Below are 24,000 nucleotides of genomic sequence, written 5' to 3' on the forward strand. Positions count from 1 at the left end.
GCCCGGTCGCATCCCGCGCCGGGCACCGCCGGCCGCTCAGAGCTGCGGCGGCAGGTGATTCGGGCCCCGGGGGTGCGGCACGGCCGAACTGAGGCCGTCGGTGGCGTAGCCGACCGCGATGATCTCGTCCTCCGGCGACTTCGCCAGCTCCAGCACCGCGCGGTGGCGGCGCAGCACGTCCTCGCGGTCGGCCGGCTCGGGTACCGAGGTGCGGCAGGAGGCCGCGATCAGGTCGGCCTGTTCCAGCAGGAGCTGGCGGCGTTCCGGGTCGCCGGTGCGTTCCATGATCTTGTGGAGTGCGTCCAGTTGACGGATCATCACCGCCGGCATGCCCACTCCGGCCTGGCGGATCTTCTCGAACGCACGCTGCACCAGCCGCTCGTACGAGGCCTGATAGGCGATGAGGCGCACGTAGCCCTCGGTGTCGCGGTGCACGCGTCGGGAGTGCCAGCCCGGGCCGATTCTGCACAGGCAGTCGCCGAGCCAGTCGATGCAGGTCAGCGCGGTAAAGGTGTCGTTCACCGCCGGCGAGAGGGCGCGGATGGCTATCTCGACGAGTTGGTCGATGCCGAAGGAGATGTCCTGGGTCAGCGTCCGGTAGGGGCCGGTGACCTGACCGCGTTTGAGCCCGGCGCCCACCCTGGCGGCGGCTTCGGGAGGCCAGACCAGCGCCAACGGACTGCCCTCGATCAGGAAGTGGCCCGGCCGGTAGAGCAGATGGATCACCGCGTCCGAGTCGTGGGCCATCGCGATCAGCCGGTCGTGACGGAGGTACTGCAGGTAGCCCGACGACGGGGTACACACCGGCGCCGACGCCACCACGGACATCCGGTCCAGCAGTTCGCGCGGCGACAGGCCCCGTTCGCGTCCGTCCATGCCGGTCGCGTCCGCGCAGCCCTCCTGCTCGATGGCACGCGCCAAGTCCCCTGCGATGCCCGCGATCACGTGCGGCAGCTGGATGGCCCGGGCGATGTGGTGGATGAAGAAGATCAGCATGGCCAGGTCCACCAGGGTGAGGCCCAGCGCCACGGTCACCGACAGATGCGGGACGAAATCCCCGTGCGGTCCGGGGCTGATCGCCACCAGTACCAGCATCGCGTACAGGAATGTCGCGACGAAGGTCCCGAGCGTCAGCTGGGTGCCCCGGTCACGGATGAAGTTCCGCAGCATCCGCGGCCCGAACTGCGTAGATGCGAGGGTGAGCGCCACGATCGTGATCGAGAACACCAGCCCCGCGACCGTGATGATGGCCGCGGCGATCGTGCTGAGCACCTGCCGCGCCCCGTCCGCGCTGCCGCTGAGCACCCACGAGGGAAACCTCATCCCGCCCTGGTAGGCGGTCCAGTCGAGCTTCGTGGTGCCCGCGAACAGCACCACGACCGCGGCGGCCTCGACAGCGGGAACCAGCCACAGATTGGTGCGCAGCCGCTCACGCCGCCAGTCATGGACACGAAGGCCGTTCGACGCAAACATTTCAGGCTCCCAGCCGCTCGTCGCGTCGCGGTGACACCCCGCCCCGAGGCAGGACCGTGCGCAGCGCCGACCAGACTTCCCGGCTCACCCTGACGCGAGCTTAGCGGCCGCAGATCACAGCAGAGTTTCGAAAGCGTCGGGCCCGGCCGCGCGGGACGAGTGGCGCCGGAACCTGCTCGCACCATCCAGCATCGGAGAGGTGGCAGGCTCTCTCGCTGACTGCCGCCAGGAGTAGGATCCCCACTGTTCGGCTGGTCGGACGCCGAAGCGGATCACGCGGGCCGGGAGCAGTGGACCACCGCAGCTCATGGGGCTGGATCGGGGACACACGGCGGAGAGCGGCAGGCGGAACCGGTAGCCGGCCGAGGCGGTGGTCGGCCCCTGATCGTACGGAGTAACGGATGCCCGGATCGCACCCCGCCATGGCGGACCCGCGTGGCGTCTGGCGGCGCACATTCGTCCGCGAGGCGGATGGCTCGACGGACCGGAGCACCACGGTGACATGGGTGCAGGGCCCGTCGTTGTTCGGGGACCTGCGCCAGCCACCTGGTCTGGCGGAGGCGGTCGGCAGGGCGCGGCTGATGGACCTGGAGCGCCCGCAGTTGCTGGCGCTCTGCGGGCAGCGGGCGTTTGCCGGCACATTGGAGCCGGAGGGTGACGGGTTCACCTGGGTCCGCGGGATCGATCTGCACCCGTCGGCTCCGCTTCCGGACGCGGGCGTCCTGCGCTGGGAGGGCGGGGTGCTGGTCGAAGAGGGCCTGCACGAGGCCTATCTGGAGCACTGGGAACCCGTCGAGCGCTCATCCGGCGGCTGCCAGGCGGCGGCAGCCTGGCTGGTTGATCCGGAGGAGGGCTGCTCGGGCCTGCTGGTCCGCGTGGGCTCCTGGTTCTGCTACGCCCGGGACCGGTCGGTGCCGCTCCCGACGACCGGAGTCCCGCTCATCGAGCAGGTCCGAGGCTGCGAGCGCCGAGCGGAGGCGGCCGCTCTGCTGGACTGCGAGGTATCGATCGGCCGGGTACGCGCGGACCGGTGGGAGATCACCCGCTCCACCCTGCCGCATCGTGTCGGGTCCCGACTGCGGCCCGAGTCGACCCACTCCGGTGACGGGCTGCGGATCCGCGACCTGGACCCGCACGGGCGGGCCCTGCCGCGCACCTGGCAGCTGGTACGGACCGAGGGCCCGGTGCCGCTCCTCGCAGCAGCGCCGGGCGCCCCGAGCTGAGCATTGCCTGCCGCAACGGTGTGCCCCGTCATCGTGGCGGGGCACACCGTTGCAGTCAGGGCGCCGGGTGGGGAGTGAAGTTGGGACGCTCCCTGGTGGGTTCGTAGCGGCGCTGCCAGATCGGGGTGGTCGAGCCGCTGGTGGCCGGGACGATGGCGGACCAGTCGGCCGGGCAGGTGCGGCCGCTCTTGAGCTCGCGTTCCTCGTGCCGTACGAACTGCTTGCTGGCGAAGTGATGGTCGATGACGGACACTCCGGCCTGGTCGAACGAGTGCAGCACGGCCTGGGTGAGTTCCAGCAGCGCTCGGTCGCGCCACAGTGTCCGGTCCCGGCTGGTGTCCAGCCCCATGCCGTCGGCGACCTGCGGGAGCTTGTCGTAGCGGTTGGTGTCGGACAGGTTGCGGGCGCCGATCTCGGTGCAGGTGTACCAGGCGCTGAACGGCGCCAGCGGGTAACGCAGGCCGCCCAGTTCGAGGACCTGGTTGGAGATCGTCGGGAACGCGTGCCAGCGAAGGCCCAGCCGTTCGAACCACGGGTACTCGGGGTGGGTGATGCGCACCTCGGGGGTCGCGTCCGACGGCAGGTCGAAGAACCTGGGGTCGCGCCCCGGCCACTGGATGATCAGCGGAAGGACGTCGTACTCGGTGCCCTTGCCGCGCCAGCCCAGCCTCTGGACCGCCTCGGTGAGGCCCACCGACTCGGGGTCGCCCACGACCGACCCGTCGTGCTGCCGGTAGCCGGCGTATCGGATGAGCTGTCCGTTCCAGACCCGGGGGCCCGGCCGACCGGGCGCGCTCGGGGCGAAGACGCTCAGCAACAGCCGTACCTTGCCGCCGTTCCAGGCCAGTCGGAGATGCTCCACGAGCGCCTCGAACAGCGCGCCCTCGTCACCGCCCCCGTCACCGCCCTCGCCCCCGCCACCGTCGCCGACTCCGGTGTCGCGACAGTCGCGGGTCTCCAGGCCCCTCCAGTAGAACTTGCCGATGCACTGGGGGTTGTTCCGCCAGGCAATCCGCGCACCCAGCAGGAGTTCATCCGGGCTGTGCCGGTAGCTGCCGGTGGTGGCCAACCGGCCCTCGATCTCTCTGATCCGCTGCTCTGCCGCGTCGGCCGACAGGTGTCCCTCGGCAGCGAGTTGGCGCACCAGGTCTCCGGCCTCGGCAGCCACCGACTGGGCGGGCGTGGAGGAGAGCGGCGTGGGTGGTACGCGCAGGAACGATGTCGTCACCATGAGCCCCCTGTCAACAGTGAGGAACGTGCGGTCAGTTAACTTGCCGGAAACATGCCAACAGCCGGACGCTACGCCGTTGGAGCCGCTGTGCGAAACCAGGGCGGGTGGCTTTGATGGAACCCATGCGCACCCTGACGGCATCGGTACGGCGATCCGGTGCGGCGGGATCGTTGCCCTGTCGGTGGGCTCCGGCCGAGAATGGAACGGGCAGGGAGGTGGCCGACGGGACCATGAACACACTCGGACGCATACGCGCGCGTTGGACGTCCCTGCCCCTGCTGGCGAAGGTGGTCCTGGCCGCCGTTCCTGTCATCGCCGCAGTGATCGGGGTGGTGCTCGGCATCCCCGGACCGCGTTCCTCACCTCCCTCGGCGTCGGCATCAGCGCAACCGCCGCCGCCATCACCGGCGCCCGGTGCGACCACCCTGCCGGGGGTACCGGTGTCGCCCCTCACCGGTCTGCCCGGCCAGGCCGGGCGCATTCTCGCCGTGAAGATCGACAACATCGTCGACGCCCGTCCGCAGACCGGCATCGACTCGGCCGATGTCGTCTACGCGATCGAGGTCGAGGGAGGTCTGTCACGCTTCCTGGCCGTCTTCGATTCCAACCATCTGCCACCCGGCAACAGGATCGGCCCGGTGCGCAGCGCCCGGGAGAGTGATCTACCGGTCCTGCAGCAGTACGGAAAGGTCGACTTCGCCTACTCGGGGGCGCTGACCCGGTTCCTGCCGGTCCTCGCCGCGGCGAACGTGTTCAACTGCTCGCCGCTGCAGGACAGCCCCTCCTTCTTCCGGGGTCAGAACAACGTGCCGCCCTACAACCAGTACCTGGTGCCGTCGGACATCCTTCGAGACTTCCCCGACTCGGCGACCGCCGCCGATGTCGGCTTCCGTTTCGGCAACGCGCCCTCGGGCGGCGTCCCCACCGCCTCCTTCACGGCCAGGATGCCGGCGGCGTCCTTCACCTTCAGCTGGTCCGCCGGGCAGGACAAGTACCTCGTGGCCATGGACGGCGCACCCGCGGGCACCACCGACGCGGGGCAGATGGGCGCACCGACCATCGTGGTGCAGAAAGTGGCCGAGACCACGTCCCCGAGGGGGTTCATGGACTCCCCGGGCGTGCTGTCCCCCTACGCGCCGACCATCGGCAGCGGTGAGGCCATCGTGCTGCGCGACGGAAAGGCCTACGACGGCACCTGGTCGCGCCCCGACGCCGGCAGCGGTACCGCGTTCGACTTCGCCGGCCGGCCCATGACCTTTCATCCCGGCCAAGTGTGGATCATCCTCGAACCCGAGTGACCGCGACCACCGACCCCGAAAGGGTGGGCCTATACCCCACCCATCGACCCGATCAGAACCGGCAATCGGGGCATAAGGGGCAAGCTGCTGGTGATGGTGCTCACAGGGCGACAGCCGTCCACTACTCCCGATAGTTGATCGATCCGGCATGTTTGGCGCACGGGTGGCCTCGTCCGGGGGCGGCTGTCGCGTTCCACCCGGCCACAGGCCCAACGCCGTTGCATTCCCGCAGCTCAGAGGCGCTGTGCGACGGATTGAAGATTTCTTGCATGACCTGGTTTGAGCTCCGGAGCGCCGGGAATCGGGCGCCATCAGGCCGTGCCCGGCACCGCTCCGTCCTACGATGCCGCCTCGTATCAAGGGCTCTTGGAGGACGCCGGGCCGCGCGCTAACAATGGCGAAGTCGACCCGATGCCGCAGCACTCCCGCCGCGGCTCATCCCCGGCACCAGCCCCTCAGCGGTGGTGCCCGGCGCCCACCCCGCCGTTTCGGCCCCTGTTCGGCCGCGCGGTCACCCAGGGGTGCAGGCACCAGCCAACCCATTGAGGACGTACTTCCCCCATGTCTTTCATCCCCTCCCGCCTGCGCAAGTCCACCGCCGTGCTCGTTGCCGCCGCCGGCATCGTCACCCTCGGCGCGGCCGTCGCCCCGGCCATGGCCTCCGCCGCGACCGGCTCCGCACAGGACCTGGCCGCGCAGATCGTGCCCGCCGACCAGCTGGCCTCGTTCGACCAGATCATCAGCCACGAGAGCGGCTGGAACACCGGCGCGACCAACGCGTCCTCCGGCGCCTACGGACTGGGCCAGGCGCTGCCGGGCAACAAGATGGCCTCGGCCGGCGCCGACTGGCAGACCAACCCCGCCACGCAGATCAAGTGGGCGCTGGGCTACATGGACAGCACCTACGGCAGCCCCAACCAGGCCTGGAGCTTCTGGCAGGCCCACAACTGGTACTGATCCAACCTGGACCGCTGATCCAACCTGAACTCTGACGTCTGGGCCCGGTGCGACGCACCGGGCCCAGACGCCGTCCTCGACCACCGTCAACGGCACCCGCCGCCGCACACCCCCACCCCACCCCGCCGCACCGCACGCATCGGCCGCCTGGGGGGCTCGTACCATGACGGGATGCGCGAACTGACTACCACCGCGGAACTGTCCGATGCCTGTGACGGGGACAGCCTGTGTCTGTGGGTGGCTCAGGGCCTGGGCGCGCGGGGCAGGGCCTGGGCCGGTGAGGACGCCGTCCTGGCGGCCGCGCCGGACATCTCCACACGGGACCGGTTGGCCGTCTGGGCCCGCAGTCCCGAGGCGGCGGTCGAGCTCTACCGCGAGGTGGCGCCGCAGTTGCCGCGCGGTTTCCGGCCTTTCGGGGAGCGGCGGCTGATCGCGGCGCTGGCGCAGGCGACGCCCGGTCTGGAGGTGGTCGGGCACTTCGGCTGGATGGACACCAGCGCGGTATCGGTGTCGGCCGATCCGCGAGCGCAGTGGCTGGACGAGAGCGACGCCGAGGATATCGCCACAGTGCTGGACCTCGCCTTCCCCACCTCCTACGCCCGCCCCGGAGTCCCGGGCGTTCAGCGCTGGGCGGGGGTACGCGACGGCGCGCAGCTGCTGGTGGTCGGCGCGCTGGCCTGGTCCTCGCCGGAGGTGGCCCTGGTCAGCGGCGTGGCAGTGACCCCCGAGGCACGCGGCAAGGGCCTGGGACTGACAGCGTGCAGCCTGCTGGTGGACGCGGCGCTGGCGGAGCACGGTGCCGTCGGCCTGATGGTTGAGGACTGGAACGTTCCCGGGCAGCGCCTCTACCAGCGGCTCGGCCTGCGGCGGCGCGCGGTGAGCGCGGCGGCGTTCGCGCAGCAGTAGACCATCCGCCGGTGCGCGGCTGTGCGGCGGTACTGCCCTGTCCTGGGTTCTGACGCTCCGTTTGGGCGAAACGACGCGCGCGGGCGATCGCGCGCGAGCACCATGGTGGTCATGACCACGAGTGACACGGAACCGGCCGTCGACCCGGACGAACTCCTGGACCTGCTTGACCTGGACGAGGACACAGGCTGGATCTACGACGACGAGGCGTACGACTGGGTCGACCGCTGAGCGCCCGCGGGGCGACGAGAGGGGAGTCCTCCCGTCGCCTCGCGGAGGTGTCGGCGCAGCCGGGCCCGCCATGCTGCCCTTCCCCCCCGCACAGGCGGGGGAGTGGGCGGGCCTGCGGTCAGGTGGCGGTGAAGGTGAACCAGTTGACGTTCACGAAGTCGGCGGGTTGGCCGCTGCTGAAGGTGAGGTAGAGCGTGTGCACTCCGGTGGCCCTGGTCATGTTCGCCGGAACCGTGCGCCAGCTCTGCCAGCCGCCGGTGTTCGCCAGGGAGAAGCTACCGATCACCGGGTTGGTGGCGGCGTCCAGGCGGACCTGGACCAGGCCGCTGACCCCGGCCGCGGCGCCGGAGGCCACCCGGGCCTGGAACTGGGTGGCGCCACCGGTGCCGAAGTCGATGCCGGCGTAGCAGAGCCAGTCGCCGTTGGCGATCGAGCCGACGTCCTGACCGCCGCCGGTGTCCGAGGTGGGCTCGGTGACGGTTCCCGACTGGCTGGTCCACGCCTCGGCCTGGATGGTCGAGTACGCGCTCACCCTTCCGCCCGTCGGGGTGGGCGCGGGTGTGGGTGACGGGCTCGGTGGGACGGTGGAACCGCCGTTGGCCGGGCCGATGGTGACGGTCAGCAGGGTCGGGTCGGGGTCGATGACCGCGCCGGACTGGTCGACGCCGCCGTCGGGCTGGACGTCGTCGTACGGGAAGGCGTAGCCGCGTCCGTCCAGGCTCACCGCGTGCAGGATGCGGGCGTAGTGGTTGGTCTGTGGGAAGCCGTAGTACTGGGAGGGGTTCTCGCCGTCGGGCTGGTCGGTGTCGATCAGCAGGGTGGTGCGGTTCATGGCGGCGCTGAGCCGTGCCGCCAGCGCGCCCAGTTCCTGGGAGGAGACGTTGAACGGCCCGGAGTTGCAGCTGAAGATGTCGGCGCTGGACGGCCTCGCGAAGGAACCGACGCCGGGGAAGTCCAGCACGCCTCCGCTGACCTGCCCGGTGACCCGGCCCCAGGAGGCCTGGGTGTCGACGGTCAGTGGGGCGCTGGAGTACTTCTGCCAGACCTGGTCCAGGTATCCGTCGAAGTAGCCGGCGAGCAGGGCGGGGTTTCTGACGATCCCGTTGGTGGGACTCAGGGCCCGCAGGTTTGCCCCGCCCGAGGCGACGATGAGCTCGTTCCAGCCCTGACCGTCCGCGGCGGCCTGGGCGCTGAGGCCCGCGCAGACGGTGTCCAGACCGCCCGCGGGCAGCCCGGGAGCCGACTGGGTGCCGGCCGACCCGGTCAGCCGCAGTCCGATGGGCAGGGAGACGAAGTCGACGAAGCTGATGTTCGCGTAGAGGTTCGCGCTGTCGAAGGTGAACTCGCAGAAGTCCCAGAGGGTGTCGATGTTGGGGTCGGAAGGGTTGGTCACGGACGGCTCGACCAGAGCAGGGCCCGGATTGAGCAGGAAGGTGATCGGCGCACCGACGGAGAACCAGATCCGGCCGCCGCCGAGTCGGGGCACGGTGATCCGGGTGGGGCTCGCACCCGAGGGGCCGAGCCGGATCGCGCAGTCCGTGCCCAGCGGGCTGCCGGTGCCGGCGGGCGAGGTGGGGAAGTAGGGAGTCTGCCCGTCGGCCTGCAGCAGGAACAGTGCGTTCCCCTGGTCCAGGGCCACGCCGGTGACGTAGGCGTAGACGGTGTCGGAGCCGGTGGTGTTCTGCAGGTCGACGCTCAGGGTGGTGGCCGTGCCCGCCGACGCCCGCGACACGAGTGCGGTGACGGCGACGGGTACGGCGAGGAGCGCCGCTGAGGCGGAGACGAACTTCCTGCGGGAGAGCATGGTCGCGCTCCACTCCTTCGGTCTGGCGGTTCTCGCGGATCTGTCGCATGGGGTTCGGATCGGTTCAGTGAGCGGGGAAGGAGAAGTAGTGCAGGCTCACAAAGGGCGGGTTGCCACCGGCGTTGGACTGCAGCTTCAGGTAGACATCGTGGGTTCCGGTGGTGGTCGCGATATTGGCCGGGACGGTGCGCCAGCTCGACCAGCCACCGGTGTTCGCGATGGCGAAGCTGCCGATCGGCGCGTTGCCGGGATTGTCGAGGACCACATTGACCAGCCCACTGACCCCGCCTGCGGCGCCGGAGGCGACGCGCGCGTCGAACTGGCTGGAGCCCGGGCCGAAGTCGACCCCGGGGTATTCGATCCAACCGCCGTTCGCCAGCTGGGCGGTCTGGTTGCCGTCCACACCGGACGGGTTGGTGTCGCCGGTGGCCGCGTCGACCGTGACCGTGCCCTGGGACCGGCGGTAGCAGTCGGCGGAGATGTCGGAGGTCGCGGTCGTGGCACAGAGGGCGCCTCCGCCACCGCCGGTGGGAGTGGGCGTCGGAGTGGGTGTCGGGGTGGCCGTGGGTGTCGGCGTGGGGGTCGGGCTGGTGGTGGCGCCGTTGGTCTCGTACACCGCGACGTAGTCCACGCTCATGCCCGCGCCGGAGCTGGTGGCGGCGCCGGGCGAGGTGCAACCGCAGATGGCGTTGGGGTAGGCGCCGCCCATGGCCACGTTGAGGATCGCGAAGAAGCCGTGGTCGACCGCGGCGGCCCAGGTCGCCGGGTCCACCTGACTCTGGTCGACCGTGAGTTGAAGGGTGCCGTCGGTGTAGAAGCGCAGCTGCTCGGCGCTGGTGTCGGTGCGGTCGACGATCACCGAGTAGGTGTGGTACCCGGTCTGGCAGCCGCCGCAGGCCAGCAGGCCGCTGCCGATACCGGTGGTCTCATGGCACGGCCCGCCCGGGTCGACGCCGCAGTGGAAGGTGTGCGAGACCTGGCTGAGCCCGTTGACGTCCTCCATCACGTCCAGCTCGCCGATGCTGGGCCAGTTGGTCGCGCCGACCCCGCGCGCGGCCGAGCCCATGGCCCAGAACGCGGGCCAGTAGCCGAGCCCGTTCCCGGGGTTGGGCTGCTCGATGGAGGCCGTAATCTCCATCTCGCCGCCCGCGGGCGCCGCGAAGTCGGTGCGTTGGGTCTCGATCCGGCCCGAGGTCCAGGCACCGTTGCTGTAGACCGGCTTGATCACCAGGTGGCCGGCGCCGTCCTGGTAGACGTTGGCGGTCGAGTCGGTCACCGTCTCGACCTCGCCGGTGCCCCAGTTGCCTGCGCCGCCGGGGTAGCCGCTGCCGGAGTCGTAGAGCCAGTTCGACGGATCGAGGCCGGTGCCCGCAGCGCCGTTGAAGTCGTCGCTGAACACCGTGCTCCAGCCCGGAGGGGCTGCGGGTACGTCGGAGGTGGCGGCCGGCGCGCCGGTCGCGCCCGCCACGGTCATCAGGGCGGCGACCAGCAGCAGCGTGGAGACCAGGGCGGTGAGCAGCCGGCGGTTCGGGCGTGGGGGTGGCGCCATCATCGCTCCTGCGGGGGATGAGGTCTGGCAGGGAGATCCGGAAACGTTTCCGGAGCAGTTGTGGCGAGTATGTTTTGTGATCATGGTCGCGTCAACCGGTCTGACGCGACGTCATCGCCGGGATCGGTCCCGGCGCCGGGTCAGGCCGTGATGTGATGGCCCCACTTGGCGCGCCACCGGCGGAAGGGCGGCACAGATGGCAGGTATCCGGGACCTCGCCCATGAATGCGGGGTGTCGGTGGCGACGGTCTCCCGTGCCCTCAACGGGCACCCGGAGGTCAGCGCGGCGACCCGGACCCAGATCTGGGAGGCCGCCAGGCGCCTCGGGTACCAGCCCAGCCAGTCCGCACGCGCCCTGGTACGGGGGCGATCCGACACCGTCGGGCTGCTCTGGGACACCGGCTACGAGTCCGGCGGCCGGCGCCACCCGTTCCTCCAGGAACTGATGGTCGGCATCAAGCGCGCGCTCGGAGACAGCGGTCGGCATCTGCTGCTGCTCAGCATCGGCGACCAGCACAACGACGAGCACAGCTACCTGGAGACCGCCCGGCAGCACCAGCTGGACGGCGTGATCATGATGGGCGTCGACCCACAGCTCCCGCCGGTCAGGGCCCTGACCGCGTCCGGACTGCCCTGCGTGGCCTTCGACCAGCCGCTCGCGGGGCCGCACACCTCCCATGTCACCTCCGACAACCGCGCGGGCGCCGCCCAAGCCGTGCGTTACCTGCACTCGCTCGGCCACCGCAGGATCGCCACCATCACCGGCCCGCTCGACCTGATGCCCGCAGCCGCCCGGCTCGCCGGCTTCCACGCCGAGACCGACGCGCTCGGGCTGGCGGCGCCGGCCGGCTATGTGCAGCTCGGGGACTTCTTCCTGGACAGCGGCTACGCCGCCGGCCGTCGCCTGGCGGAGCTGCCCGACCGGCCCACCGCGGTGTTCGCCGCAGGGGACGAGATGGCGATCGGCGCACTGCACGCCTTCGCCGACCTGGGCATCGACACCCCGCAGGGGATCTCCGTCGTCGGCTTCGACAACATCGAATCCGCGAGTCTGGTGCGGCCCGCACTCACCACGGTTGCCCAGGACCCGCTGCGGCTCGGCGCCGCCGCCGTGCGGCTCCTGCTGGAGCTGGTGGCGAACGCGGCGACGCAGGCCCCCGCCGCGATCCCGCCGTGCACCGTGCCCACGCGCCTGATCCTGCGCGGCTCCTGCGGCGGTGTCAGGAGCTGAGGGCATGGACCCGGATCCGCCCCGCCCGCCGGGGCGACCGTCAGCGGAATTCGGAGCGGTGCAGGAACGCCGGGCGTAGGGTCTCGTCCGGCGGGTCGTAGGTGCGGTGGAACACGGGTGTCGCCGAACCGGAGAGCGGCGGCACGATCCAGCTCCAGTCCGCGGGGACGGAGCGGCCGTGCCGGCGCTCGCTCTCGATGTGGGCCAGGAACCGTGCCGACTCGGTGTGGTGGTCGGCCATGGTCACACCGGCCTTCTCGAAGGAGTGCAGCACCGCCAGGTTCAGCTCCACCAGCGCCCGGTCCCGCCACAGGCTGCGTTCGTTCGCCGTGTCCAGGCCGAACAGGGCGGCGACCGTCGGCAGCAGGTTGTAGCGGTCCGTGTCGCCCAGATTCCGGGACCCTATCTCGGTGCCCATGTACCACCCGTTGAACGGCGCCGCCGGGTAGCTGATCCCACCGATCTCCAGGGTCATGTCCGAGACCGCGGGCACGGCGTACCAGCGCAGGCCCAGGCCGGCGAAACCGGGGTGGTGCGGGTGGTGCAGTGCCACCTCCATGACCGCGTCCGCGGGCAGTTCGTAGTACTCCGGTGAACGGTCGGGTCCCGCCTGTATCAGCAGCGGCAGCACGTCGAACTCCTCCTTGCCGCCGTTCCAGCCCAGTTCCCGTGCCAGCGAGAGCCGCCGCGCGCTGCGCCGGTCGTCCGCGTAGCGCACGAGCTGTTCGTTCAGCAGCCGTGCTGCCGGGCGCTCCGGTCGGTCCGGCGCGAAGACGCTGATGACGGGTCGGATCCGGCCGCCGTTGGTGGCCAGGCGCAGATGCTCGGCACACTGCTCGGCGATGTCGTCCGGATGCCGCAGATGCCGCAGGTCGCGCACGATCAGGCTGCGCCAGTACAGCCGGCCGATGCAGCGCGCGGCGTTGCGCCAGGCGACCCTGGCGCCAAAGGTCAGCTCCTCGGAGGTCTGCTCGTAGGTCCCGTGTGTCTCGATGGACGCGCGGACCGCGCGGAGCCGGCGCCCGGGGTCGCCCGACTCGGGGTTCTCCCGTGCGAACTGACGGATGAAACTCTCGGCGGCCTCCAGCCTCCCGGCGGGCTCCGGGGCGGGCGCGGGTGGACGACGGTGAGAAGCGGCGGCGTGCTGGCGTTGGAACAGCAAGGGTGAAGCACTCCAGGTCGGTGACGAAAGGGTCGAGGAGGACGGGCTCACACGGCGGACAGCGCGGGCGCGCCGAACGGGTCGTGGTGGATGCGGGCCGGGGGGACCCCATATCGCGACAGCACCCGGGCGGCCGTGGTGATCATGGGCGGCGGTCCGCTGAGATACGCCTCGTACCGGTGCCAGGGGCCGTTCTCGGCCAGTACCTGCGGCAGTGATCCGCCGGCGCCGGGAATGTCCTCGTGCGAGACCGCGGCACGCACGCTGAGCCAGTGGTTGCGCTGGGCCAGGCGCAGCATGGATTCGAGCCCGTAGAGCTCGTCCGCCGTCCGTGCTCCGATCAGCAGCTCCATCCGTCGCTCCCAGCCGCTCTGGGCGGCGTGTTCGACCATGGCCCGGATCGGCGCGAGCCCGGTGCCGCCGGCCACGCAGACGATGTCCCTGCCGGCGCCGGGGTCGAGCGTCATGTCGCCGAGCGGTGGGCCGAGCCTGATCACGTCGCCGACGGCGGCGCGCCGCACCAGGGCGTTGCTGACCCAGCCGCCCGGTACGGCCCGGACGTGGAACGTCATCGTGGTGTCGGGGCGTGGCGCGTTGGCCGGCGAGTAGTAGCGCCACTGCTTGGGCCACCACGGGGTCTCGATGCTGAGGTACTGCCCGGCGGTGTAGTGGTAGGGCGTCTCCGGCTGCACGGTGATCTCGGCGAGCCCGAAGCCGTGCTGCACGTGGTGGACGATCCGGGCGTGCCAGACCGCGGGTCGGCTGCGGGCGTCGTCCTCGGCGGCCCGGGACATCACCTGCGCGGCGGCGGTGTAGGCGCGGGTCCAGGCGGCGGCCACCTCGGTGTTCCAGGCCGGGCCCGCGAACCGTTCCAGGGCGGCCAGCAGGCACTCCCCGACCGGGGCGTAGTGCTCGCTCCGGGTGCCGAACTTGCGGTGGTCCCGGCCCAGATGGGAGCAGAAGCGCACCAGGTTCCCGGGATCGTCGACCAGGTCGACGATGCGCAGCAGCGCGTGCAGCAGTCGCCCGCGCTGCAGGTCCATGCCGGGCGGGAACAGCTCGCGGACCTGCGGGTAGCGGGTGAAGAGGGTCGCGTAGAAGTAGGCGGCCAGGTCCGCGGCCTGAGGCTCGACGGCCGCGAGGCTGGCCCGTACCAGGGAGATGTCGCGGTTCGACAGGACGCCGCCGGTACCGCCGCCGGGACCGGCCGCGTCGGCGGCGTCCTGCGGCGGCACGCCGGTGGCGGACGGGTGGGGTGAGCGGGACCGCACGGTGAAGGGCTCCTGTCGCGAGCGTTCCGGTTCCCGGCGGCTCCGGAACCAAGCAGCCTTGATTCTGCTCATGTCAGCGAATTCGCTGACAACCAAGGATGTGTGAGGGTTTGGTAGCGGAATGTCCCGCCCCGTCTCCTGCGCGGACCGCACGGTCGCCGCGGTCCGCCCCGGACCGGACGTCAGTCCGCGGACTGGGACGTGTCGTTCCGCTGCCTCGGCAGCGCGGCCCGGAGCGCGCCGGGTGTGTCGTTCCCGACGGTCAGGGCCTCGCCCGCCGAGGGGTACACCTCGAAGAGCTTCTCGATGCCGAACGAGGCGAGCACCTTGCGGACGTGCGTGTCCGGCCCGGGGAGTACCAGTCGCAGCCTCCCGCCGCGCGCGACCAGCAGGCGGCGGACGGCCACCAGCACGGCGAACCCGGTGGAGTCGCAGAAGGCGAGCATGCTCAGGTCGATGACGACCCGGTCGCACCCTCCGGCGATCAGCCGCTGCAGTCGCTCGCGCAGCGCCGCGACTCCGGTGATGTCGACCTCTCCGGTCACCTGGACCACTGTCCAGCCGTATCGATCCCCGTAGCTGACGTTCATTGCCACGCTGATGTCTTCCTTTTCAACCCCCGGCCAGAACCCGGGGGGTGATGCTCCGCGCTGCCGTCTCGTCGCAGGCGAAGGGCGTCCCGCAGGAGCGCCCGGCCACACGACCCTACGACCGCCGGCACATCGGGGGTCTGCGGGGAGTTCTGCGTTGGGCAAAGACGTGGAGGGGCCGCCGGATGGGGCAAGCGGTTCCGTTTCCCCGTCGCGGCACTGATGAACCGCCGAGGATGTGATGGTTCTGCGGGATGGACGCGTGGACCCTGTGAACCACGGTGATGCCGGCGCGAAGACCGGGCGAATCAGCCCGGAACGTGCGTACATCGTCCCCGGTAGACCTTTGCGGCATCCGCACGATTCGGAGTGAACCGCGGCCTCGTTCCGACGCTGTGGGTGGATGCTGTGGGTGGATGCGCGCGTGGATGTGAGCCAGGTCACGAAAAATTCGAGGCGATGGATGTAACCGGGACGGTGCCGGGCTGCGTAGAGGGCATGAATCGTTCCTCTGTTCGCAGTCCAGCCCCAGGAGCAAGGCCTCATGCGTGTTGCGTGCACCGATCGGCACCTCGCCGCCGCGCCGGATCAGCCCGGTGACCGCGGACCTCGTCCGGTTGCTCAGCCTGCCGGGCCGACGCGGTCAGGGCGATGACAGACTCCGGACCGGTGCATGCCGTGCGGCGATGGCGACTCCCCCCATCCCATGACGCGTGGCGCGCCGGTCCGGTGCCGACCCCGACCGGGGCCTCGGCGCCAGGGTTCGGCAGGATGTTCGGATCGATGTCCGAGGGAGCGGCATCGTGGCGAAGGGAGTGCGCGGCCGAAGTGGCTGCGCCCGGTACTCGGGGTTCCGCGCACAGCGGGATGGGCCGGGTACCGACGGAGCAGGGAGCGGGAGCGCTTGTCGCCTGACGAGTTCGACGACTTCTACGCCGGCAGCTGGTCGCGGCTGGTCGGTCAGCTGTATGCGATGACCGGGAACCTGGCCGAGGCGCAGGACGTCGTCCAGGAGGCCTTCGTCCGCGCCTGGAACGGGCGCGAGGAACTGTCCGCGGCCCAGGCCCCCGAGGCGTGGGTGCGCACCGTGGCCTGGCGGCTGGCGGTCAGCAGGTGGCGGCGGACCCGCAGCTCCCTGCTGGCGGTGTTCCGCCATGGCGCCCCGCCCGATGCCCCGGGCCCGGGCCCGGAGTACGCCGCGCTGGTGGCAGCGCTGCGCAAGATACCCGAGGAGCAGCGTCGCGTGGTTGTCCTGCACTACCTGTGCGACCTGCCGGTGGCCGAGGTCGCCCGGGAGACCGGGGCGCCGGAGGGCACCGTGAAGGTCCGCCTGTCCCGGGCTCGGGCGACCCTGGCCAAGCATCTGTCCGATGACCTGATGGAAATGTCAGCGTGATGAGCGAACGGAATGAGCGCTTTCGGGAGTCGCTGCGCGGCCTCGCGGCGAGCGCGGCGGGGGAACCGCCGATGAGCGGACCTGAGGTGCGTCGCCTGGCGGAGCGCCGGAGCCGGCGACGGCTGCTGGCCGTGCCGACCCTGGCCCTGTCGGGGCTGCTGGTCGGCGGGACGGCGTTCGCGCTCTCCGGCGGCTTCGGGCCCGCGCCGCGACCGGTTCCGCAGGTGCCGGGCGGGATCCCGTCCGCGTCCGCGCCGGGGATCGCGGACGCGACGCCCGGTCCTTCGCGTCCCGCCGAGCCGGTCAGGTCGGCGGCCCCGAGCCGCCCGGGTGGCCCGGCCGCGCCCACCGCCTCCAGTCGCGTCATACCGGCCGGACCCCCGGCGTCGGCGACGCCGACGGTGCCGGGCCCCGGCGCGGTGGTCGCCTGCGCGACGGCCCAGGCGGGGGAGACCTTGGTGCGGCTGCATACGCTCCAACTGCCGGGCGGTCTCGCCCCGGGCGTGGATGCGCTGCTCAGCGCCGTGCCGGTGGCCTGCGTGCGGGGACAGCTCACCCCCACCGGCGTGACGCAGTGGCTGAGCGTGCTGCCCGACGCCGTGGTGACCACCACGTCCCCGCTGAGCGCGGGCGCGGGAACGTCGGTGAACACTCTGGCGGGACTGGCGAGCGCCCTGAACCGGCATCCGGAGCAGCTGTTCGGCATCCGCCGGGACGCCGAAGGACGGGTGTACCGCCTGGACCAGGTCGCCGACGGGAGCTGACCTCCGATCAGTCGATGGTCCGGAGGCGGCTTGTGTGATCGGCGGGGCCGTTCATCCCCCGGGGTGGGCGGCCTAGCGGCGCATTCGCTTTGAAATGCCTTTCCGGGGTCGCCGGAATTGGCATGGGGAAGCTTGTGAAGGAGTCGTCACAATTCCGTGGCCAATACTGCACGGCATCGTGCCTGAAGTGCGGAAACGTTCACTGAAAATACGACGGGCTGACTGGACGGAATGCCTGTCGGGATGGTTTGATCGTGCAGTCGGCGGAAGTCGAAGGACTGGATTCCGGATCCGAATTATGGGGTCTGGGGTCCAGGCGACCGTTGCACCGGCCGGCATGGCGTCCTCCAGGCCCGGCCGAAATCATTCAGAAGCACTCCACAGTATTGAAGGGAAACGCAAGTCATGCGTAAGGACTTCACGCCGCAGGTCGAGACCCGCGAGATTTCCGACAGCGACCTGGACAACGTGTCGGGCGGCGTCGGCCTGCTCGGCCTCGACGTCTCCGGCGTCACCACGCCGGTCCTCGGTGCCGCCGAGTCCGTCCTGCCGATCTCCATCTCGCAGACGGTTTCGCAGGTCACCAGCCTGGTCCCGGGTCAGGTCACCGGTCTCGCCGGTCTCTGACAGCCGGAACCGCCACGGGCGTCACAGCCCGTAGCGCGCGTGTCGGCTGCGGGGTTCAGGTACCCCCCTGACCGGGCCCCGCAGCCGGCTCGACCGGGCGTCGGAATTTCGTGTGGTGCGGCCGGGCGCTGTTGCGTCCGGCCGGCGCCGGTGCAGTCGAAGGAATAGTCAGTGCAGTTCCGCCAGAAAGCGCTTTCCAAACTCCAGTCGCCCGAGGAACTCGATATACCGGTGCATTTGGCCAGACCGCAGGGCCGGCTGGTGCTTGCGGTCGTGGTGGCGGTTATGGCGGCGGCGTGTTCCTGGGCGGTGACCGGCACGGTGTCGCCCCGGATGAGCGCGCCCGGAATCCTGACCTTCGCGGAAGGCAGTTACACACTGCAGAGTCCCGTCGCGGGTCAGGTGATATCCGTATTCGCCAACGAGGGCGACATGCTGTCCACCGGGGCGCCTCTGCTGAGCGTTCGCACCGACCGGACCGTGGAGACCGTGCGCACGGTGGCAGCGGGCCGGCTGACCGTACTGACGGCCAGGATCGGTGCCGTCGTCGCCACCGGGGCGGATCTGGCGACGCTGGAGCGCGTCAACAGCCCCACCGACCCGCTGCTGGCGGTGCTGTACGCGCCGAGCGGCGGATCGACGATCCCGGTGGGCGCCGCCGTCGACCTGACCGTGCAGTCGGTGCCCGCTCAGCACTACGGCGTGCTGCGCGGGCGCGTCCTGGCGGTCGGCCGGGTTCCCGAGACGCAGCAGCAGATCACCGACTTCCTCGGGGACAGCCAGCTGGGCGCGCAGTTCTCGGCGCAGGGCCAACCGGTGGCCGTCACGGTCCAGCTGGACCGCTCGGGGCCCGCCCCGTCCGGGTACGCGTGGTCGTCGGCCCAGGGTCCCCCGTACCCGATCGATGCCACGACGCTGGTCAGTGGTGCCATCCAGCTCACCGCCCAGCATCCGATCGATTGGCTCCTGCCGTGACCGCGCACCACGAACCCGCCGGGACGGAACCGCTGCCGCCGCTGCCGGGGCGCGGGAGACACCGTCCGAACGGGCCGGCCCCGAGAGGGCGCAGGCCCAGAAGACCGAAAGCGGTGCGCAGCCGCACCGTTCTGCAGATGGAGGCCGTGGAGTGCGGTGCCGCCTCCCTGGCGATGGTGCTCGGCCACCACGGCCGCCATGTGCCGCTTGAGGAACTGCGGATCGCCTGCGGGGTGTCCCGCGACGGCTCCCGCGCCAGCAGCCTGCTCAAGGCGGCCCGCGGGTACGGCCTCGCGGCCAGGGGCATGCAGATGGAACCGGCCGCCCTGGCCCAGGTCCAGGCACCCGCCGTGCTGTTCTGGGAGTTCAACCACTTCGTCGTCTACGACGGCATGGGCCGTCGCTTCGGCCGCCGGGGCGTGCACATCAACGATCCCGGCAGCGGCCGTCGCTTCGTCTCGCCGGAGGACTTCGACTCCAGCTTCACCGGTGTCGTGCTGACCTTCGAGCCCGGTGACGGGTTCCGCCGGTCCGGCCGGCGGCCGGGGATCCTCCGCGCCCTGCCGGCGCGGCTGCGCGGCACCTCCGGCCCGATGCTGGCCGCAGTGCTCGCCAGCTTCCTGCTGGTCGTCGTCGGTGCGGTGCTGCCGGCCCTGAGCCGTACGTACATCGACATGTTCCTGATCGGCAACCAGACGTCGCTGCTGCCGGTGCTGTTCGCGTCGATGGCCGTGATGGTGCTGCTGACCGCCGGGCTGACCGCTCTGCAGCAGGCGAACCTGCTCCGCGGGCGCATGATCTCCTCCACGCTGAGCAGCGCCCGGTTCCTGCGGCACCTGCTCAGGCTGCCGGTCACCTTCTTCGCCCAGCGCAACCCGGCCGACCTGGTCCAGCGGCTGCAGTCGAACGACGCCGTGGCCGAGACCCTGGCCAGGGATCTCGCCGCCGCCGGGGTGGACGCCCTGGTGGTGATCCTCTACGCGCTGCTGCTGTGGACCTACGATCCCCAGCTGACGGTTCTCGGGGTGCTGGTCGCGCTGCTCAACGTGGTGGCACTGCGGCTGGTGGTACGCATCAGGGCCACCGGCGTCCAGAAGCTGCGCGCCGACAGCGCACGGTTGACCAACACCTCCTACAGCGGACTCCAGCTGATCGAGACGATGAAGGCCACCGGCGCCGAGAACGGGTACTTCCGCCGCTGGGCGGGCCAGCACTCGCTGACCCTGGACGGCCAGCAGCGGCTCGGCGTGCCCAGCGCGGCGCTGGCCGTGGTCGCCCCCACGCTCGCCGCGCTCAACAGCGCGCTGATCCTCCTGATCGGTGGTCAGCGAGCGGTGGACGGCGGCATCTCGATCGGTCTGCTCGTGGCCTTCCAGGCCCTGGTGACCAGTTTCACCGGACCGGTCACCCGGCTGAACGGCGTGGCCGGCCGGATCCAGGACTTCGCGGCCGACATGGCCCGGCTCAAGGACGTCGAGAGCTTCCCGGTGGACCCGCTGTACTCGCGGCGCGAGCCGGCCGCGAGCACCCGCCGGCTCAGCGGCCACGTGACCCTGGACGGCGTCACCTTCGGGTACAACCCGCTCGACAAGCCGCTGCTCACCGACTTCTCGCTGTCGGTGGGGCCCGGCCGGCAGGTGGCGCTGGTCGGCGGATCCGGCAGCGGCAAGTCGACGGTGTCCCGGCTCATCTCCGGGCTCTACCAGCCCTGGCAGGGCGAGATCCGGATCGACGGGCAGCGCCTGGAGGAGATCCCGCGCAGTTCGCTGTCGGCCTCGGTCTCCTTCGTCGACCAGGACGTCTTCCTGTTCGAGGGCACGGTCCGCGACAACGTGACGCTGTGGGATCCCTCGATCCCGGACGAGGCCGTCAGCACCGCACTCAGGGACGCGGCGGTGTACGACGCCGTGTCCAGGCGTCCCGGCGGCATCCACAGTCGGGTGGAGCAGGACGGACGCAACTTCTCCGGCGGGCAGCGCCAGCGGCTGGAGATAGCCAGGGCGCTGGTGCGAGGGCCCAGCGTCCTGGTCCTGGACGAGGTGACCAGCGCCCTGGACGCGGAGACCGAGCAGGTGATCATCGACAACGTACGCCGGCGCGGCTGCGCGTGCGTCGTGATCGCGCACCGGCTGAGCACGGTGCGCGACAGCGACGAGATCGTCGTGCTGGACCACGGCACCGTGGTGCAGCGCGGGCGGCACGAGGACCTGCTCGCCGCCGGGGGGCGGTACGCCGAGCTGGTCCGTGAGCACTGATGTCGGCGGCATGGAGTTCGACGGGCGGGGGGAGTCCGGCAGGGATGGAGTTCGGTGGGCATGGAGTTGCTGAGCAGTGGGGTTCGGGGGGAACCGACGTGACATCGGTTCAGTACCCGGTGGCCGCCGGTCCCTGGCCGCCGGTCGACGTGGTGGTCGGCGCCCTCGGCGGTCTGGGCGAGCCGGTCGACTGCGCCGGCCTGCGCAGCCTGACGCCGGAGGGTCCCGACGTGCTCTGGCTGGTCGTGGACGGCGCGATGGACCTGTTCGCGGTCGACGCCGCCGAGCAGGGCCGCTGGCACTTCCTCAGCCGGCTCGGAACGGGAACGCTGCTGCTCGGACCCGTCACCGGCCCCCGGCACACGCTCATCGGCAGGCCCCTGCAGGGATGCGTGCTGCACCGGATCCAGCTGCGCGAGCTGTGGCGCCCCGACGGGTCCGGCCCCTGGTCGTACGGCGGCGCCGAACAGCCGCTCAGCCCGCTGGAGGACGCCTTCGCGCGAGGCATCGGACGGAGCTTTCGCGCGGTGCTGGAAACGCCGGCCGACGGGGCGGCGCCGCCGGGTGACGGCCCCATGGACGACGGCCCGTCCGACGACGGCATCCTGTGGATGTCGGTGAACCCCGGCAGCCTGCGGTACGGCGCCGAGTTCGGCCCGGCGACCGCCAGGGACCTGCTCATCGACACCGCGATGTGGCAACGCCTGGTCGACCAGCAGACCCGGCTGATGGTCGCGGTGGATCACCGGATCGACGAGCTGGAGCGCGCCCACGAGGACCGCACGGCGGCCGGCATCAAAGCCGGCGAGGCAGTCAGGGCGCAGGCGGACCGGGTGCTGCTCGCCTCCATCAACACCTCGGCCGGGACCAGGGGACGTCCGGCCGCGGGGTCCGACGACGCCGCCCTCGCCGTCTGCCGCGCGGTCGCGGCCGCCGCCGGGATCACCGTCACCGCGCCCGTGCCCGCGCCCTCAGGGAGCGATGCGTCGAACGAGCGGCTGGGGCCGGTCGAGCGGATCGCCCTGAGCTCGCGCTTCCGCACCCGCGCGGTCAGGCTCACCGGCAGCTGGTGGCGGGAGAACGCCGGTCCGCTGGTGGGGCACCGGACCGCGAACGGAGCCCCGGTCGCGCTGCTGTGGCGGCGCGGCCGCTACGAGGCCGTGCAACCCGGCAGCGGTCGGCGGACGCGCATCAGCCGCGCGAACGCGGCGGAGTTCGAGACCCAGGCGGTCATGTTCTACCGCCCGCTGCCGGAACAGCCGCTGCCCGCATGGCGGTTGCTGCGCTTCAGCCTGCGCGGCACCCGGCCGGACCTGTGCACCCTGGTCCTCGGCGGCCTGGTGACGGTGCTTCTCGGCGCGATGGTCCCGATCGCGACCGGACAGGTCCTCGGCACCTATGTGCCGAACGCCGAGAAGAGCCTCATCGTCCAGACCTCGCTGGCGATCGTGGCCACCACCGTCCTGTCCGCCGCGTTCATGCTGCTGGAGAACATCTCCATCCTGCGCATGGAGGGGCGGATCGAAGCCACCATGCAACCGGCCGTCTGGGACCGGCTGCTGCGCCTGCCGACAGGCTTCTTCGCTGCGCGCTCCACCGGAGAACTCGCCACGGCGGCGATGGGGATCAGTGCCATCCGGCGCGTGCTGTCGGGCATCAGCTCGGTGGCCGTGCAGGCCGGCACGGTCGGAACGGTGAACGTCGTGCTGCTGCTGTGCTACAGCGTCCCGCTCGCGCTGACCGCCGTCGCCATGGTGGCCGTCATCGGCACGGTGTTCCTCGCGCTGGGCCTGTGGCAGCTGCGCTGGCAGCGCCGGCTGGTCGTGCTCACCAACAAGCTCAACAACCAGGCCTTCCAGACGCTGCGCGGACTGCCCAAACTGCGCGCCGCCGCGGCTGAGAACTTCGCCTACGCGGCCTGGGCCGGTGAGTTCGCCCGCAGCCGTGAGATGCAGCGCCGGGCGGGCCGGATCAAGAACCTGATCACGGTCACCAATGCGCTCTATCTGCCGTTCTGCACGCTCCTGATGTTCATGCTGCTCGCGGGCCCGGCCCGCGGGACCCTGTCGGCGAGCGGTTTCCTCACCTTCAGCACCGCCGTGACGATGGTGCTGACCTCGGTGACGCAGCTCACCGGTGCGCTGATCTCCGCCGCCTCGGTCCTGCCGCTGTACGAGCAGATCAGGCCGGTGCTCGACGCGGTCCCCGAGTCCGGCGGCGGCAGCACCGCGCCCGGCGTCCTGTCCGGCGAGATCGAGGTCGGACAGCTGTCGTTCCGCTACAGCGAGGACGGGCCGCTGGTGCTCGACGACGTGTCGTTCCGGGTGCGTCCGGGTGAGTTCGTCGCGATCGTCGGGGCCAGTGGCAGCGGCAAGTCGACCCTGCTCCGGCTGCTCATCGGCTTCGACCGGCCGACCTCCGGCAGCGTGCGCTACGACGGCCAGGAACTGGCGTCCCTGGACCGGACCGCCGTGCGCCGCCAGTGCGGAGTCGTGCTGCAGAACGCCCAGCCGTTCACCGGCTCGATCCTGGACTGCATCCGCGGCGCCGAGACCTTCTCGCTGGAGGAGGCCTGGGAGGCCGCCGAGATGGCGGGCCTGGCCGAGGACGTCAAGCTGATGCCGATGGGCATGCACACGGTGCTCTCCGACGGCGGCGGCACGGTCTCGGGCGGGCAGCGGCAGCGCTTGATGATCGCCCAGGCGCTGATCCGCCGCCCGCGCATCCTCTTCTTCGACGAGGCCACCAGCGCGCTGGACAACGCGACCCAGCGGGTCGTGATCGAGAGCACCCGCGGGCTGCGGGCCACCCGCGTGGTGATCGCCCACCGGCTGTCCACCGTCATGGACGCCGACCGGGTCCTCGTCATGTCACACGGCCGGGTCGTCCAGCAGGGACCGCCGGCCGAACTGCTCGCCGATCCCGGCAGCCCCTTCCACGATCTGGTCCGCCGCCAGATCCGCTGACGCTACGGGCCGACCGGCGCGGCGGGCCGGGCGCGGTCCAGATTGCCGACCCGCGGATTGCCTCGCCGATTTCAGGGGGAGCACCGGCTGT

General features: G+C 71.1%; 18 protein-coding genes. 11 read left to right on the forward strand and 7 right to left on the reverse strand.

Annotated elements, in window-relative coordinates; genetic code table 11:
* Window positions 1-36 precede the first annotated feature (36 nt).
* On the reverse strand, window positions 37-1,473 hold the full coding sequence (locus tag ABH925_RS17430; RefSeq protein ID WP_370148876.1) for a DUF2254 domain-containing protein: 1,437 nt from the start codon (window positions 1,471-1,473) through the stop codon (window positions 37-39).
* Window positions 1,474-1,874: 401 nt separating this feature from the next.
* Between ABH925_RS17430 and ABH925_RS17435 the strand changes: the two genes are divergently transcribed.
* Entirely contained in the window at window positions 1,875-2,696 is an 822-nt protein-coding gene (locus tag ABH925_RS17435; protein WP_370148877.1) for a hypothetical protein, read from the forward strand.
* Window positions 2,697-2,751: 55 nt separating this feature from the next.
* Here the strand turns inward: ABH925_RS17435 and ABH925_RS17440 are convergent, their stop codons facing one another.
* The gene (locus ABH925_RS17440; RefSeq protein ID WP_370148879.1) at window positions 2,752-3,927 is read right to left on the reverse strand and encodes a nitric oxide synthase oxygenase; all 1,176 of its coding nucleotides are present in this window, start codon (window positions 3,925-3,927) and stop codon (window positions 2,752-2,754) included.
* Window positions 3,928-4,367: 440 nt separating this feature from the next.
* Between ABH925_RS17440 and ABH925_RS17445 the strand changes: the two genes are divergently transcribed.
* From ABH925_RS17445 to ABH925_RS17455, 3 genes are all read left to right on the forward strand, one after another.
* Window positions 4,368-5,225, forward strand: a complete 858-nt coding sequence (locus ABH925_RS17445) for a DUF3048 domain-containing protein (RefSeq protein ID WP_370148880.1) — start codon at window positions 4,368-4,370, stop codon at window positions 5,223-5,225.
* A gap of 561 nt (window positions 5,226-5,786) precedes the next feature.
* On the forward strand, window positions 5,787-6,182 hold the full coding sequence (locus ABH925_RS17450; RefSeq protein ID WP_370148882.1) for a transglycosylase SLT domain-containing protein: 396 nt from the start codon (window positions 5,787-5,789) through the stop codon (window positions 6,180-6,182).
* Between the two features lie 171 nt (window positions 6,183-6,353).
* Window positions 6,354-7,088, forward strand: coding sequence for a GNAT family N-acetyltransferase (locus tag ABH925_RS17455; protein WP_370148884.1), 735 nt, complete (start codon window positions 6,354-6,356; stop codon window positions 7,086-7,088).
* Window positions 7,089-7,437: 349 nt separating this feature from the next.
* Here ABH925_RS17455 and ABH925_RS17460 read toward each other — a convergent pair whose 3' ends face one another.
* Both ABH925_RS17460 and ABH925_RS17465 read right to left on the reverse strand, forming a co-directional pair.
* Window positions 7,438-9,123: a beta-1,3-glucanase family protein gene (locus ABH925_RS17460; protein WP_370148885.1), complete on the reverse strand. Its 1,686-nt coding sequence runs from the start codon at window positions 9,121-9,123 to the stop codon at window positions 7,438-7,440.
* A gap of 64 nt (window positions 9,124-9,187) precedes the next feature.
* Window positions 9,188-10,672 (reverse strand): carbohydrate-binding protein, encoded by a 1,485-nt coding sequence (locus ABH925_RS17465; RefSeq protein ID WP_370148887.1) that lies wholly within the window; start codon window positions 10,670-10,672, stop codon window positions 9,188-9,190.
* 196 nt (window positions 10,673-10,868) lie between these two features.
* Here ABH925_RS17465 and ABH925_RS17470 point away from each other — a divergent pair, with 196 nt between their 5' ends.
* Window positions 10,869-11,903, forward strand: a complete 1,035-nt coding sequence (locus ABH925_RS17470) for a LacI family DNA-binding transcriptional regulator (RefSeq protein ID WP_370148888.1) — start codon at window positions 10,869-10,871, stop codon at window positions 11,901-11,903.
* Window positions 11,904-11,943: 40 nt separating this feature from the next.
* On the opposite strand, the gene ABH925_RS17475 is transcribed toward ABH925_RS17470, so the two are convergent.
* From ABH925_RS17475 to ABH925_RS17485, 3 genes are all read right to left on the reverse strand, one after another.
* Window positions 11,944-13,065, reverse strand: coding sequence for a nitric oxide synthase oxygenase (locus tag ABH925_RS17475; RefSeq protein ID WP_370148889.1), 1,122 nt, complete (start codon window positions 13,063-13,065; stop codon window positions 11,944-11,946).
* A gap of 47 nt (window positions 13,066-13,112) precedes the next feature.
* Complete coding sequence (locus ABH925_RS17480; RefSeq protein WP_370148891.1) at window positions 13,113-14,336, reverse strand: globin domain-containing protein; 1,224 nt, start codon at window positions 14,334-14,336, stop codon at window positions 13,113-13,115.
* A 182-nt stretch (window positions 14,337-14,518) separates the two neighbouring features.
* On the reverse strand, window positions 14,519-14,926 hold the full coding sequence (locus tag ABH925_RS17485; protein ID WP_370148942.1) for an STAS domain-containing protein: 408 nt from the start codon (window positions 14,924-14,926) through the stop codon (window positions 14,519-14,521).
* 904 nt (window positions 14,927-15,830) lie between these two features.
* Between ABH925_RS17485 and ABH925_RS17490 the strand changes: the two genes are divergently transcribed.
* From ABH925_RS17490 to ABH925_RS17515, 6 genes are all read left to right on the forward strand, one after another.
* Window positions 15,831-16,322, forward strand: a complete 492-nt coding sequence (locus ABH925_RS17490; RefSeq protein WP_370148894.1) for a SigE family RNA polymerase sigma factor — start codon at window positions 15,831-15,833, stop codon at window positions 16,320-16,322.
* Window positions 16,322-17,086: a hypothetical protein gene (locus ABH925_RS17495; protein ID WP_370148896.1), complete on the forward strand. Its 765-nt coding sequence runs from the start codon at window positions 16,322-16,324 to the stop codon at window positions 17,084-17,086. The genes ABH925_RS17490 and ABH925_RS17495 overlap by 1 nt, the downstream gene beginning before the upstream one ends.
* Before the next feature lie 405 nt (window positions 17,087-17,491).
* Complete coding sequence (locus tag ABH925_RS17500) at window positions 17,492-17,713, forward strand: type A2 lantipeptide (RefSeq protein ID WP_370148897.1); 222 nt, start codon at window positions 17,492-17,494, stop codon at window positions 17,711-17,713.
* Window positions 17,714-17,884: 171 nt separating this feature from the next.
* On the forward strand, window positions 17,885-18,688 hold the full coding sequence (locus ABH925_RS17505) for a hypothetical protein (RefSeq protein ID WP_370148898.1): 804 nt from the start codon (window positions 17,885-17,887) through the stop codon (window positions 18,686-18,688).
* Window positions 18,689-18,825: 137 nt separating this feature from the next.
* Entirely contained in the window at window positions 18,826-20,943 is a 2,118-nt protein-coding gene (locus ABH925_RS17510; RefSeq protein ID WP_370148943.1) for an NHLP family bacteriocin export ABC transporter peptidase/permease/ATPase subunit, read from the forward strand.
* Between the two features lie 98 nt (window positions 20,944-21,041).
* Window positions 21,042-23,909 (forward strand): NHLP bacteriocin export ABC transporter permease/ATPase subunit, encoded by a 2,868-nt coding sequence (locus ABH925_RS17515; protein ID WP_370148900.1) that lies wholly within the window; start codon window positions 21,042-21,044, stop codon window positions 23,907-23,909.
* Window positions 23,910-24,000 lie beyond the last annotated feature (91 nt).

The sequence above is a fragment of the Streptacidiphilus sp. EB129 genome, from assembly GCF_041262645.1.
Lineage (GTDB): Bacteria > Actinomycetota > Actinomycetes > Streptomycetales > Streptomycetaceae > Streptacidiphilus.

Coding starts and splice junctions, on each gene's coding strand:
- ABH925_RS17430 (WP_370148876.1), bottom strand. CDS start 1,473: ATGTTTGCGTCGAACGGCCTTCGTGTCCATGACTGGCGGCGTGAGCGG.
- ABH925_RS17435 (WP_370148877.1), top strand. CDS start 1,875: ATGCCCGGATCGCACCCCGCCATGGCGGACCCGCGTGGCGTCTGGCGG.
- ABH925_RS17440 (WP_370148879.1), bottom strand. CDS start 3,927: ATGGTGACGACATCGTTCCTGCGCGTACCACCCACGCCGCTCTCCTCC.
- ABH925_RS17450 (WP_370148882.1), top strand. CDS start 5,787: ATGTCTTTCATCCCCTCCCGCCTGCGCAAGTCCACCGCCGTGCTCGTT.
- ABH925_RS17455 (WP_370148884.1), top strand. CDS start 6,354: ATGCGCGAACTGACTACCACCGCGGAACTGTCCGATGCCTGTGACGGG.
- ABH925_RS17460 (WP_370148885.1), bottom strand. CDS start 9,123: ATGCTCTCCCGCAGGAAGTTCGTCTCCGCCTCAGCGGCGCTCCTCGCC.
- ABH925_RS17465 (WP_370148887.1), bottom strand. CDS start 10,672: ATGGCGCCACCCCCACGCCCGAACCGCCGGCTGCTCACCGCCCTGGTC.
- ABH925_RS17470 (WP_370148888.1), top strand. CDS start 10,869: ATGGCAGGTATCCGGGACCTCGCCCATGAATGCGGGGTGTCGGTGGCG.
- ABH925_RS17485 (WP_370148942.1), bottom strand. CDS start 14,926: ATGAACGTCAGCTACGGGGATCGATACGGCTGGACAGTGGTCCAGGTG.
- ABH925_RS17495 (WP_370148896.1), top strand. CDS start 16,322: ATGAGCGAACGGAATGAGCGCTTTCGGGAGTCGCTGCGCGGCCTCGCG.
- ABH925_RS17500 (WP_370148897.1), top strand. CDS start 17,492: ATGCGTAAGGACTTCACGCCGCAGGTCGAGACCCGCGAGATTTCCGAC.
- ABH925_RS17510 (WP_370148943.1), top strand. CDS start 18,826: ATGGAGGCCGTGGAGTGCGGTGCCGCCTCCCTGGCGATGGTGCTCGGC.